The 12,205-nt window shown below is 72.1% G+C and carries 10 protein-coding genes and 1 tRNA gene; 3 read left to right on the top strand and 8 right to left on the bottom strand.

The window, feature by feature from the left end; all coding sequences use genetic code 11:
• Positions 1-72 precede the first annotated feature (72 nt).
• Positions 73-146: transfer RNA gene (locus AB0M30_RS26500), tRNA-Leu, on the bottom strand.
• 100 nt (positions 147-246) lie between these two features.
• Here AB0M30_RS26500 and AB0M30_RS26495 point away from each other — a divergent pair.
• Complete coding sequence (locus tag AB0M30_RS26495; RefSeq protein WP_103344333.1) at positions 247-468, top strand: DUF3618 domain-containing protein; 222 nt, start codon at positions 247-249, stop codon at positions 466-468.
• Positions 469-471: 3 nt separating this feature from the next.
• On the opposite strand, the gene AB0M30_RS26490 is transcribed toward AB0M30_RS26495, so the two are convergent.
• Together AB0M30_RS26490 and AB0M30_RS26485 are read right to left on the bottom strand one after the other, a co-directional pair.
• Complete coding sequence (locus AB0M30_RS26490) at positions 472-903, bottom strand: hypothetical protein (RefSeq protein WP_364588894.1); 432 nt, start codon at positions 901-903, stop codon at positions 472-474.
• A gap of 204 nt (positions 904-1,107) precedes the next feature.
• The gene (locus AB0M30_RS26485; protein ID WP_364588891.1) at positions 1,108-1,665 is read right to left on the bottom strand and encodes a helix-turn-helix domain-containing protein; all 558 of its coding nucleotides are present in this window, start codon (positions 1,663-1,665) and stop codon (positions 1,108-1,110) included.
• A gap of 113 nt (positions 1,666-1,778) precedes the next feature.
• Here AB0M30_RS26485 and AB0M30_RS26480 point away from each other — a divergent pair, with 113 nt between their 5' ends.
• Complete coding sequence (locus tag AB0M30_RS26480; RefSeq protein ID WP_364588601.1) at positions 1,779-3,236, top strand: NAD(P)/FAD-dependent oxidoreductase; 1,458 nt, start codon at positions 1,779-1,781, stop codon at positions 3,234-3,236.
• A gap of 42 nt (positions 3,237-3,278) precedes the next feature.
• Here AB0M30_RS26480 and AB0M30_RS26475 read toward each other — a convergent pair whose 3' ends face one another.
• The 3 genes from AB0M30_RS26475 to AB0M30_RS26465 all read right to left on the bottom strand — a co-directional run bounded on the left by AB0M30_RS26475 (position 3,279) and on the right by AB0M30_RS26465 (position 7,901).
• Positions 3,279-3,749: a helix-turn-helix domain-containing protein gene (locus AB0M30_RS26475; protein ID WP_360179316.1), complete on the bottom strand. Its 471-nt coding sequence runs from the start codon at positions 3,747-3,749 to the stop codon at positions 3,279-3,281.
• A 180-nt stretch (positions 3,750-3,929) separates the two neighbouring features.
• Positions 3,930-5,603, bottom strand: coding sequence for an LCP family protein (locus AB0M30_RS26470; protein WP_364588598.1), 1,674 nt, complete (start codon positions 5,601-5,603; stop codon positions 3,930-3,932).
• Positions 5,604-5,747: 144 nt separating this feature from the next.
• On the bottom strand, positions 5,748-7,901 hold the full coding sequence (locus tag AB0M30_RS26465) for a phospholipase (protein ID WP_364588595.1): 2,154 nt from the start codon (positions 7,899-7,901) through the stop codon (positions 5,748-5,750).
• Positions 7,902-8,066: 165 nt separating this feature from the next.
• Here AB0M30_RS26465 and AB0M30_RS26460 point away from each other — a divergent pair, with 165 nt between their 5' ends.
• Entirely contained in the window at positions 8,067-9,179 is a 1,113-nt protein-coding gene (locus AB0M30_RS26460) for a hypothetical protein (protein ID WP_364588592.1), read from the top strand.
• On the opposite strand, the gene AB0M30_RS26455 is transcribed toward AB0M30_RS26460, so the two are convergent.
• On the bottom strand, positions 9,157-10,599 hold the full coding sequence (locus AB0M30_RS26455) for a GGDEF domain-containing protein (RefSeq protein WP_364588589.1): 1,443 nt from the start codon (positions 10,597-10,599) through the stop codon (positions 9,157-9,159). The genes AB0M30_RS26460 and AB0M30_RS26455 overlap by 23 nt on opposite strands.
• Before the next feature lie 284 nt (positions 10,600-10,883).
• Positions 10,884-12,098, bottom strand: a complete 1,215-nt coding sequence (locus tag AB0M30_RS26450) for an MFS transporter (protein WP_364588586.1) — start codon at positions 12,096-12,098, stop codon at positions 10,884-10,886.
• Positions 12,099-12,205 lie beyond the last annotated feature (107 nt).

Below are 12,205 nucleotides of genomic sequence, written 5' to 3'. Positions count from 1 at the left end.
TGTACTTCTGCTGTACGCGACCTGGTCGGGCACCGGGTGGGTGTTGCTCTGGTGCTGGTCAGGCGGCCGGGGTGGGCCCGGAGAGACTCGAACTCTCACTGGCACGGACCTAAACCGTGTGCCTCTGCCAATTGGGCTACGGGCCCCCGGCGCTTGGCAGCCTAGCGTGCGGCGTGGCCCGTGCGGAGGCGGCGGGGCGGTCGACTAAGTTGGGGCACTGGAAGTCCCTTGCGGCGAGGAGGACAAGTGGCCCGCGATCCCGAGACGATCGAGCGTGAGATCGAGCAGGCTAGGACCGCTCTGGCGGCGACGCTCGACCAGCTGACCGTCAAGGCCGACCCGAAGAAGCTCGCCGACGCGGCCAAGGACGGCGTGCGCGCCAAGCTGGACAACCCCAAGGTCAAGTTCCCGCTGATCGGCGCGGGTGTCCTCGTGGTGGTCCTGCTGGTGCGCAAGCTCCTCAAGTAGCGCTCAGGCCTGTTTCGCCGGCGCCTTGCTCTCGGCAGCGGGCGCCGGCGCCGGCGCCGGCGCTGCCGGGCTCTTGCGGTCCTCGACCGCCTTCGGCAGCTGCTTGCTCGGCGGCAGCTGCGGCTTCTTGTCCGCCGCCGCCGGAGTCTGCTGCTTCGGCACGCTGCCGGGCGGCGGGACCTCGAGCGGTGGCAGCTTCGGGAGCGTCAGCCGGGCCGTCATGTACGCACTGGTGAAGTCCAGCGCACTCCCGTTGAGCAGGTGCACCACCGTGGTCTTGCCGTCGCCGGCGAGCTCCTCGACCAGCTGGTCGGCCCGATCGCGCGCGGCGATGATGCCGGGCGCTCGCGCGGTCAGCTCCTTGCCGCGGCCGCTGACCGTGATGGCCCAGTCGGCGTCGTCCTGGACGTACGTCGCCGTGATCGCTTCCACCATCTGCCTCACGCCCCTCTCCCTCACCAGCATCCTTACACAACCGTGACGCGGTCACCGCGTTTTCGTGACGTGGTTCCCGCGCCCCTCCTCAGGTCGCGAAGGTCCAGCACACTTTCTACCTTGTCATCGGTACCGTAGAGCAACTCTGTGTCACAGGACACGACAACGCTGAGTAACGACCAGATGGCCTAGTGCACGCGCAGGCTAACGTGCACGCTGCCGCAGGCCGGTCCACAGCACGTCCATGGCGTATTCGGTGGCCGTTTCGGGGCTCACTTCGTCGTGGCGCTCGCACCAGATCGCGAGCCGTTCGCACGCTCCGACCACGAATTCCGCGGCCGCTTCGGCCCGCAGGTCGTCCCCGGTGTCGAAGTGGCCGCTCATCAGCGCGGCGATGAGGTCGGTCTGCTGCCGCCGGGTCTCCTCGACCTCGTCGGCGGCCGGCGTGCCGATCAGCGCCATCTCGTGCCGCAGCAGCGACCACGCCTGACGCCGTTCCCGGATGAAGACGAAGAAGGCCAGCAGGCCGCGCCGCAGCGCGTCTTCGGCGTCCACCGCGCCGACCGTCGCCTGCTCGGTGACCTCGCGCAGCACCGCCCGCGACTCCCGGATGCAGGCCAGCAGCAGGCCTTCCTTCGAGTTGAAGTACTCGTAGAGCATCGGCTTCGAGACGCCCACCAGTTCGGCGATCTCGTCCATCGACGCCGCCGCGTAGCCGCGTGCCGAAAAGACCTGCTCGGCGACCTCGATCATCTGCCGCATCCGGTCGGCCCGTGGCATGCGCTTGCGCTTCGCGGTGGTCACGGGCCACACTCTACCGCTGGTAACCTACTCTCAGTAAGTTGGACGGCGAGTAACAGGAACTCGGAGGCGTCATGGGCAACCGCACGGAGACCGGGGTCGTCATCGTCGGGACCGGGTTCTCCGGTCTCGGCATGGCGATCCAGCTGCTCGAAGAGGGCCGGGAGGACTTCGTCATCCTCGAAAAGGCCCACGACGTCGGCGGCACCTGGCGCGACAACAGCTACCCCGGCTGCGCCTGCGACATCCCGTCGCACATGTACTCGTTCTCCTTCGAACAGAACCCGGGCTGGTCGCGGGCCTACTCGCCGCAGCCGGAGATCTGGCGCTACCTGCGCGAGGTCGCCGACAAGCACGACCTGCGCCGGTTCGTCCGGTTCGGCCAGGAGATGACCGGCGCCCGCTGGGACGCCGAGGAGAACCGGTGGCACGTCGCCACGAGGGGCGGCGACGAGTTCACCGGTACCGCGCTGGTCGCCGGGGTGGGCGCGCTCCACCTGCCGATGATCCCGGAGCTGCCCGGGATCGAGAAGTTCGCGGGCCCGGCCTACCACTCCGCGCGGTGGCGGCACGACGTCGACCTCGCGGGAAAGAAGGTCGCGGTGATCGGCACCGGCGCCAGCGCGGTCCAGTTCGTGCCGAGGATCGCACCCGAGGTGGCGGAGCTGACGCTGTTCCAGCGGACGCCGCCGTGGATCATGCCGAAGGCCGACCACGAGATGTCCGGCCGGACGCGCGCGCTGTTCAAGGCGTTCCCGCCGGCCCAGCGCGCCTACCGCACCCTGCTGTACTGGCTGCTCGAAGCGCGGGCGATCGGCTTCAACGGCCAGTCGTGGGTGATGAAGCTCGGGCAGCGGATCGCCAAGCGCAGCATCGACCGCGCGATCGAGGACCCGCAGCTGCGGCGCAAGGTGACCCCGGACTACACGATGGGCTGCAAGCGCGTGCTCGTCTCCAACGACTACTACCCGGCGCTGGCGCGCGGCAACGTCGACGTCGTCACCGAGGGCGTGCGGGAGGTCCGCGAGCGCAGCGTCGTCGACGCCGCGGGCGTCGAGCACGAAGCCGACGTCCTCATCTACGGCACCGGCTTCCACGTCACCGACGCCTTCGACGACCTGGAGATCGTCGGCCGCGACGGGCGCAACCTCGGCAAGGAGTGGGCGACCGGGGGGATGCGGACGCACCTCGGCATCACCGTCGCGGGGTTCCCGAACCTGTTCTTCCTGCTCGGCCCCAACACCGGCCTCGGGCACAACTCCGTCGTGTTCATGATCGAGGCGCAGATCTCCTACATCGCCGAAGCGCTGCGGCTGGCCGGGGGCCGGGCGATCGAGCCGAAGCCCGAAGTCCAGGAGCGGTTCAACACGCGGATCCAGCGCAAGCTCGCGAAGGGCATCTGGACCCGCGGCGGCTGCAAGAGCTGGTACCTGGACGCGCAGGGCGTCAACCGGACGATCTGGCCCGGCTTCACCTGGCGGTACTGGCTGGACACCCGGAAGGTGCGGCGCGAGGACTTCCAGGTCGGCTGACCGGGCGGGTCCCTCGTCGGAGGGTGAGGGACCCGCCCGGGATCAGCGGGAGGTGTAGCGGCGGAGGTGGGCGATCAGGTCGACGGTCGGCATCCGGCACAGCTCGGCCATCCGCTCGAGCGCGGGCAGGTCGAGGGCGATCTCGCCGCCGCCCTGCTCGCCGGCCTGCCGCAGGCGGTCCTCGGCCCAGCGGCGCAGCGGCCACAGGTCGGGCGGGGCGTCGGCGACGACCTTGCGCAGGTCGACGCGGACCCGCCCGGGCTCGTCCAGGAACACCCGGCGGTGCACCTTGGCCAGCAGGTCCTGGGGCAGTTCGTCCATCGCGACGCACAGCTCGACCAGGCGCACGACGGAGCACTGTCTGGTGCCCAGCTCGTAGGTGGCCAGCGTCTGCAGCGAGATCTCGCTCTGCAAGTGCTGGTTCAGCTCCTTGCGCGTCCACCCTCGGCTGCGCCGGAGCTTGCGGAGCTCGTCTCCGAGGATCCGCTGGTACTCCTCAGCGTCGATCAGCACATCAATGTCCCCTGCCGTGCGCTCCCACGGCACCCGCACGGGCGTGATAATTCCCGTGCAGGTGCACCCTCACGTGTATGTAAGTGCGCTGGCGCCCGGCCCTTACGCGATTTCGGGCATGTCTTTGATACCGATTGCGCGAGTTAGGCCGAACGGGTTAACGGCGGCTCGCTCACCGGCTCAGTTCACGCAGGGAACGCCCTCGGCGGTGATCGGCTTTTCCTCGTCGGCCCCGGCCGGCGGGGGTGCGGCGGCCGGCGACGTCGCTCCCGGCGCACCGGCGCCCGAGCCCGCGTCGGAGGTCGTGCCCTGGTAGTCGGCGCCGAGGAACACCGTCACGTGGCCCGCCGCCACGCTCTTGTCCTCCTGGATCGTCGGCGAGCCGCCCAGGGCGGACGCGACGGCTTGGCCCTTGTCCTTGCCGCCCTTCGGCACCCAGATCACCGTGGTCTTGCGCGAGGTCGCGTTGGACGTTTCGCCGGAGGTGAAGCCCTTGCCCTCGAGGGTCTTGGCGACGCCCGCCGCGAGGCCGGTGCGCCCGGAAGCGTTCCGGACGTCGACCGTGGTCGCCTTGTTGGCGGGGTCGGCCTGCTGGCCGGGCGGGGCCGGCTCGCCCGGCTGCGGCCCGGCGAGCCCCTGCACGAACTGCTTCACCGCGGTGGGGTCGACCTGGATGGCCGAGCCGTCTTCGGGGGTCTTGTAGTCGATGTTCTTCACCGGGATGGTGCGGAACTCGAGCTGGCCGCCGGTCAGGCCCTTCATCTGCTGGGCGAACCCGAAGATGTCCCAGTGCTGGCTGAGCACGACCGACTTCTTGATCGCGTCGATCAGGTCGTTGAGCTTGCCGGGGTTGGTCAGCGTGCCGGCCGAGAGCACCTTGCGCGCCATGCCGGCCATGAACACCTGCTGGCGCACGACGCGGTCGAGGTCGCCGTTCGGCAGGCCGTGGCGCTGCCGGACGAACTCGAGGGCTTCGACACCGGAGATCGTGTGCTGGCCCTTGGTGAAGTTCGCCCCGGAGTACTCGTCCTTGACGTTGTTGTTCAGGCAGACGTCGACGCCGCCGACGGCCTTGGTGATCTCGCTGAAGCCGAGGAGGTTCACCGCGGCGTAGTTGTCGATGGTCGACCCGGTGAGGTTCTGGACGGTCTCGATCAGCTCGCGAGCCCCGGCCTGGTTGGCCTGGACGTCGAGCTCCTTCGGATCGGTGACGCCCTTCTTCTGCAGGTCCTTGCGGGCCGTCAGCATCGCCCGCGCGTACGCCGAGTTGATCTTGTGCTTGCCGTAGCCGCCGGGGATGTCGACGTAGGTGTCCCGCGGCAGCGAGATCGCGACGGCCTTGCTGCCGTCGTTGGGGATGTGCACGAAGATCAGCGAGTCGGTGTTGAGCTCGCCGTCGGCGTCGCCGGCGCGCAGCTCGTCGAGCACCTCGCGCGGCAATGGGTTGCCCTGGGCGTCGGTGCGGCTGTCGAGGCCGACCAGCAGGATGTCGCGGGCGCCGTCGGCGGGCTTTTCGCCACCGCCGCCGTCGCTGATCACGTTCGTGTAGTTGAGCCCGTTGACCAGGCCCTGCATGGCCGCCCAGGCGTACCCGGTCAGGCCCATCACCAGCAGCGAGACGACGGTCAGCGCGATCTTCGCGCCGCGGAAGGAGTTGCGGCCGGCGCGCGCGGCCGGGCGCGGCTGCGGACGGCGGGACGCCGGTGGCGCCGCACGGCGGGCATCCGCCGGCTCGCGACGCGGTGCCGGGCGGCGCGCCGGGTTGGCGCGCCGTGCGTCGTCGCGGCCTGGCTCGTCCTGCCAGGGCCGGGCGGGGCGACGGCCGCCTTGCCCGTTCCGAGGCGGGTAGTCCACGCGGGCGACTCCTCACTCCATCGATCGGGTGGTGCTCAGGGATGGACGCATGGTGCCTCCCCCGGGTTGCCGTAGCGTTACACATCCCCCTGCGAATGTGCTGCGCGCCACCCAGTTTCCCGCAGGTTCGATGGTTTCGCCTGGTCAGGACGTCACGTTCGCCGGCGGTCGAACCGGGATGAGCGTCCCCGCGGCGGCCAGCAGGGCGAATGCGGCCGTCACCGCGTGGAGGGTGACGCCGAGGAAGCCGGGCGTGCTTCCGTCGGCGGCGAACAGCAGCGACGGCGCGCAGGCGAGCGCCGTGGCCAGCCACGTGCCGGTCGCCGCGCCGGCCCCGATCCGGATCGTGTGCAGCAGGAAGACCCCGAGCAGCAGGTGCACCAGGCTCTGGATCGGGTCGAGCCGCAGGCCGAGCAGGTCGGCGTCGGCCGCGACCCCGCCGAAGCGGGTCAGCGCGAAACCGAACACGCCCAGCGTCGCGTAGCCGATCCCGAGCCCGGCCGCGGCCCGGGTGAGCACCGCCGTCCGGCGGCCGGGGTGGTCGGCCGCACGCGGCGCCCGGACGCCGTGGGTGTGCCGTTCGAACCACCAGAACACCAGCGTGGCGGGCACCGCGAGCAGCCCGACCGCGACCAGCGTGCGCGGGCGGATCAGCCAGCTGACCCCGTCGGCGATCCGGCCGGGCAGGTACACGACGGCGACCAGCAGCAGCATCGCGGCGAGGAACGCCAGGTAGAGGCTCATCGGCGCGCGCAGGACCAACCGGCAGGCGCGGGCGACGCCCGGCCGGTCGCCGAGCCTGGCGAGCGGGCGCGCCAGCAGCCCGAGCACGCCCAGCTGGACGAGGCCGAGCAGCAGCACGCCCCACGGCGGCGCGGAGAACGCGGCGGGCGCGCCCGGGCTGCCGAGCAGGACGGGTGGCCCGTCCCGCAGGACGCTCACCCCGAGGAGGCCCGCGACCCCGGCCGCGGCGGCCGCGGCGAGCAGCCGGCGCGCCGGGCGGAGGCCGTCGGCGTGCGCGAACGCGAGCTGCTGGGCGAGCAGGGCGATGGCGAACGTCGCCACGTAGCGCGGCAGCGGCGAACCGGACCAGCTCGCGGCCAGTTCGCCGCCGGCGACCAGGGCGAGCAGCCCGGCGGCCGCGGGCACCGGCGCCCGGCGGTGCAGGGCCAACAGCGGGGGTGCGCACACGATCGTCAGCAGGTAGACGCCGAGCAGCCAGAGCGGGTGCAGCGCGATCCGCATCACCGTCGCCGTCGTCCCCGCCGGGCTGCCGAGCAGTTCGAGCGCGAGCGGCGTCAGCAGCGCGACGACCGCGAAGATCAACGCCGGGCGCAGCAGCGGGCTCGCGCGTTCGGCCAGGTAGTGGCGGTAGCCGCCGCCGGCTTCCTGCTCGGCGCGCCAGCCGGCCGCGTTGGCGTGGCCGCCGGCGAAGTAGATCAGCGGGGCGAGCTGGGCGAGCCAGGTGAGCGGCCACAGCGCCGTCTCGGCCGCCCCGGCCCAGTGCGCGAGCGCCGTCACGGACTCGCCGAGCAGCAGCAGGACGACCCCGCCGGCACCGAGCAGGGCCCACCGGCTGATCTCCGCGGGTGCGGCGGCGGGCACGGGCGCCCGCGGCACGCGGCGCGCCCGCAGCCAGCCGCGCAGCCGGAAGACCAGCAGGCAGGCGATCACCAGCACCCCGGCGACCATCGGGCCGATCGGGTCGCCGACCGGCGGGCCCCAGCGCTGGTGCCACGAGTTGACGACCAGCCCGGCCGAGTAGAAGGAGGCGACGACCCGGCAGGTGAGCGCCGAGTTCATCGGGTTGAGGTCGCAGGCGTGGTGCATGTCGTAGGACAGGCGGTCGTCCAGGGCCTCCCGGACCTCGGGGCCGAGCGGGTGACCCTTGCGGTCGGCGTACCGGAGCAGGTCGTAGCCGAGGTCGTGGGCCTTGCACGGCACGGCGTAGTCCCACTTCGTGTTGTCGTCGCCCCACGGCGTCGAGCAGCCGCCGTCGACGTGCACGGCGCGGACCGTGCCGTCACGGGCCGGCAGCGCGCCCGGGGTGACGCCGCTGAGCGCGGTGAAGTCCTTCGGCAGCCGGGCGAGCGCGTCGGGGTGCGGACCGGGGTGGACCAGCGCCTCGACGGCGTTCTGCGCGGCCAGCACGTCACCGGTCGGCGGGCCCTGGTCCGGCGGGGCCGGCGGGCGCGAGGCGATCAGCCCGAACGCGAAGACGACCAGCAGGACCAGCAGCAGCCACCCGGACGTCGACCAGGGTCGGCGGGTGCGTGGCGAATCGGTCGGTGCCGGCATGGGTTCAAGGGTGCCAGCCCCGCTCGGCGGCCGACATGGGGATAACCGCCGGGTTGCCCCGGGGGTTTGCCGCAGGCTGCCCGGACGGCTGCCCGTTCTTCCCTACCGCGGCGCGGACGTCCTGGTGAGACTGGGGAGAGGGGGCGCGGCGACCAGGAGGCAGCAGTGCGCTCGACCGAGCTCGCCGTGCCCGCGGAGAACACCGTGCGCGCACTGCGCCGGCTCGCCCCCGGCGCCCGGCTTCGCGAACCGCGCACGCCGGAGCTGCGGGTGCTGGCCGGTGCGCTGCGCGACTGCGCGCCGCCGGAGCTGGCTCGCGCCCACCCCGGCCCGGTCGCCCGGGCGGTGCTGGCCGCGCAGCTGCGGGCGCTGGACCGGGCGATGACCGGCTTCTTCGCGGCCGACGAAGGTGGCCGGGAAGCGGCTCGCCTGGTGCGGGCGGCCTTTTTCGGCAAGGTCCGGCGGGCGCGGCCGCTGCTCGACCGGCTGCACACCGAGCCGGGCTTGCGGACCGCGGCACTGGCCTGGGCGGACGTACTCGGCCACCGGATCCTGGCAGGAGAGCTGCGCGGGGTCCGGGAGCGTCCCGGGGAAGAGGACGGCCGGCTGGCGGCGGAGCTGGCGGTGGCGGCGCTGTTGCCGCGCGCCGAGACCGGCGCGGGCGGGCGTGAGGTGCTCCTGCCGCCGGACGGTGCTGCGGGTGGGCCGGTGGGCGGTGGCTCGGCGCCGGGCTCCGGGCCGGTGGGCGCGCCGCCCGGCGGTGGTGCGGGGGACGCGACCGGGCCGCGGCCGGGGGACGAGTCGCGAGACGGTGCGGGTGATGCCGTCGGCCCACTGCCCGGCGCCGGTGGGGGAGGGACGCCCGGTCCGGGTGACCGTGTCTCCCCGCCGCCTGCCGCCCCGGCCGGCGGCAGCGCCTTCCTCCACGTCCGCTCGGTCCGCGTCACCGACCGCGGCTTCCGGGTCGACGTCCACGCCGATCCCCCCGTCGAGCTGCTGCGCGACGGCGACGGCCTCACCCTCCGCGCCCTGTGGTGGAACGGCCTGGACCGGGTCGCCGACGACCTCGGCCACGAGTACCTCCTGCTGGCCAGGGACCACGCCGGCACCGGGACCGTCCGGCACTGGTGCCACCCCCGTCCGGCGCCCGGCGCGGGCGTCCTGCGGCTCGAGTCCGCCGGCTACCGCGGTGAGCGGGTGCGGCTGGCCCCCGCCTCGGCCGGGACCTGCGCCGAGGTGCTCGTCAAGCTCGAACTCACCGTCCGGCTGGGGGCGTGACCGCGTCCGGGGCGAAGCAGACCTGGTCGCGGCCGTTCTCCTTCGCCAGGTAGACCGCCGCGTCCGCGGACTGGAGGAGACGCTCGAGGGTGTCCCCGTGGCGGGGGTGGCGGGCCACGCCGATCGACGTCGTGCGGTCGGCGATGGTCGCCGGGTCGCCGCGCTTGTCCGTCGTCACCATGTGCAGCTTGGCGATCGCGATGCGGATGCGCTCGGCGGCGTCCCACGTCGCCTCTTCGCCGATGTCCGGTAGCAGAACGAGGAATTCCTCGCCGCCGAAACGGCCGACCAAGTCGCTCGGTCTGGTCACGTCGTCGAGCGTTTGCGCAACGGTGCGCAGCACGTCGTCGCCCGCCGGATGTCCATAGGTGTCGTTAATCCACTTGAAGTGGTCCAGATCGACCATCAGCAACGCCAGTTGATCACCCGATCGAGCGGTCCGTTCAAGCGCCCGTTCCGCCGCCTCTGACCAGCCACGCATGTTGAGAATGCCCGTTTTCGGGTCCGTCCGGACGTCGTTCTGGAGCTGATCGAGTTCCGCGAGGCGATTGAAGACCACGGTGACCACGGCCATCACCGCCACCATCGGCGGGACGGCGGCGAGCAGGATCGCGGTCACCGCGCCGAGGCCGATGGTGATCGCTTCGAGCATGTTGTCGGCCGGGCTGCCCAGCACGTTACGAACCGTGCGCCCGGCGGGGGATCCGAGCAGCAGGACCCCGCCCACGTACGCGATCTGGATCGCTTCGTAGATGGCTCCGGTGACGACGATGGTGCCGGACTCGCGGAGGAAGTCACCCCACCCCGGCCGGCCGAGCAGGTGCGGCCCGAGCGCCGTGTAGGTGAGGTGGGCGAGTGCGCCGGCGAGGCCGTGCGTGATGGACGAAAATATGAAGTTGTGGGCCGGCCGCCGCGCGATGAACCAGTGCTGCAACCGGATGACGGCAATGACGAAAAGGATGAGCGGTACCGGCAGTATCATCGCGGCGGAAAACGTCCACACGGCGGTGAGGTCGATCAGCACCGTTTTGGTCCGGTCGCGTCGCCGTTCTTCCTGGCGCTGGGTCAGCTGAATGTGGACGGTGGCACCCGCGGCCAGAATCGCGAAATTGATCCAGTCGTTTCCGGACGGAATCGGCGAACGGGCGAACGACACGGCGAGAACGGCCACCGCGACGGCCTCGGCCGCCAGCATGAAGGCGACCTGCACCGGACGGCGGCGCCAGAGCGCCCAGTTGCCCGGCCAGTACGCGTGGCGGACCCGGGCGGTCGCCGGTGCGCCACTGGTCGTGGTCGCGGGCGTACCTGTGGTCACGTCCGGTTCCGCGGCGCCGTGGTCTCGGGACACGGCCGCCCGTGCCGCCTGGTCGCCGCCCGGTTCGCCCGGCGCGGCGGGGTCCCCGTCCGGTCCTGGATGCAATTGGTCACCTCCTTTCCAGCCTAGTCCCGGCCTTGAGTAATCTCATCGGTACCTGGCAGAGTGTTCACGCATTCCGTAACCGGGTACCATCCCACAGCAACGGATCGGCCAAGGCCCCGGAGTAACTGCCGGGAACGCGGCGCAAACGGTTCTGCGAGACTCTCCCCGCATGGAGGTGGCCCCCATGAGCAACCGCGACTTCTGAACCACCCTCGAATTGTCACCCGTGACGTCCGTGAATGCCATTCATGATCTTGGCCGTACCCGGAGGTGGCACCTGGCGCTCACGACGGCCACGGTTGCGGTTCCGCCCCGCCCACCCGGCGCCAGGCGAACGCCACCGGCACGGCCAGCAGCAGTCCCACCGCGCCCGCCAGCGCGATGGTCGTGTGCGCGGAACCCAGCGCCTGCGCGACCAGCCCACCCACGCCGACACCCACGCCCTGCGCGACCCGCAGCCCGGTCCGGTACAGCCCACCCGCGCTGCCCCGGATGTCGTTCGGCACCCACGTGATGAACGTGGCGGACACCGTGATGACGTACGCGCCCGTCGCGCCGGCCAGCGCGAGCAGGATCAGCGCGAACGCCAGGTTCGGCCGCAGCGCGAAGGCCGCCAGCGCGGCCAGCGGCAGCGCGGCGAGCACACCGAGCAGCTTGCGGCGGTGCTCGGTCGTGACGAACCGCGACAGCAGGAACGTCCCGGCGACGAAGCCCAGCGGATCGGCGGCCAGCAGCCAGCCCACCGCCTGGTCGCCCGCGCCCAGCTGTGCGGCGAGCGGCGCCGCGAGGCCCTCCGGGATCACCGCCAGGCCGACGAGCCAGGACAGGTAGAGCAGCACCCGCAGCCGTTCGTCGCCGAAAACCTGCCGGACGGCGCCGAACCACGGGGCACCGCCGTCGCCCGCGGCGGGCCGGCGCAGCACCAGCAGCCGCACGGCGACGGCGGCCACCAGGAACGTCAGCGCGTCGATCGCCAGCGCCCACGAGGTCCCGATCGTGGTCACCAGCAGCCCACCGACGGCGAGGCCGACCAGCATCGCGGTGTTGTTCGTGATCCCGCGCAGGTCCTGGCTCTGCAGGTAGACGTCGTCGTCGGTGAAGACCTCGCGGCCGAGCGCGTTCTGCGCGGCGTTGCCGGGCGCGTTCGCCAGCCTCGCGAGGACGAACAGCGCGAACAGCCAGCCCATCGGCATCCCGGGCAGGGCCATCAGCCCGATCAGGACGGCCTGGGCGAGCGAGCCGGTCACCAGCACCGCGCGCCGGGGGAACCGGTCGGCGAGCTGGGACAGGCCGAGCCCGCCGGCGAGCGCGGGCAGGAACGTCAGGGAGTAGACGACGGCCGACAGCAGCGGCGACCCGGTCCGGTCGAAGGTCAGGATGGCCAGCGCGACGATGGTCAGCTGGTCACCGAGCATCGACTGCGTCTCGGCGAACCACAGCGCGCGGAACTCGCGGCTGGCCAGGACGGCCCGGAGCCGGGGTGTCGCGCGCGTTGTCACCTCGTCACCACCACCGTCCCCCGATCGAGTGAACCTGGACCGTCGCATTGTGCCTCTCCGGTGACGACGCCGTCCGGGGGAGTCACGGCCTACCACCGGGAAGCACC

This window comes from Amycolatopsis sp. NPDC051716, from assembly GCF_040681595.1.
GTDB lineage: Bacteria > Actinomycetota > Actinomycetes > Mycobacteriales > Pseudonocardiaceae > Amycolatopsis.
This window is presented reverse-complemented; position numbering and strand designations above follow the sequence as displayed.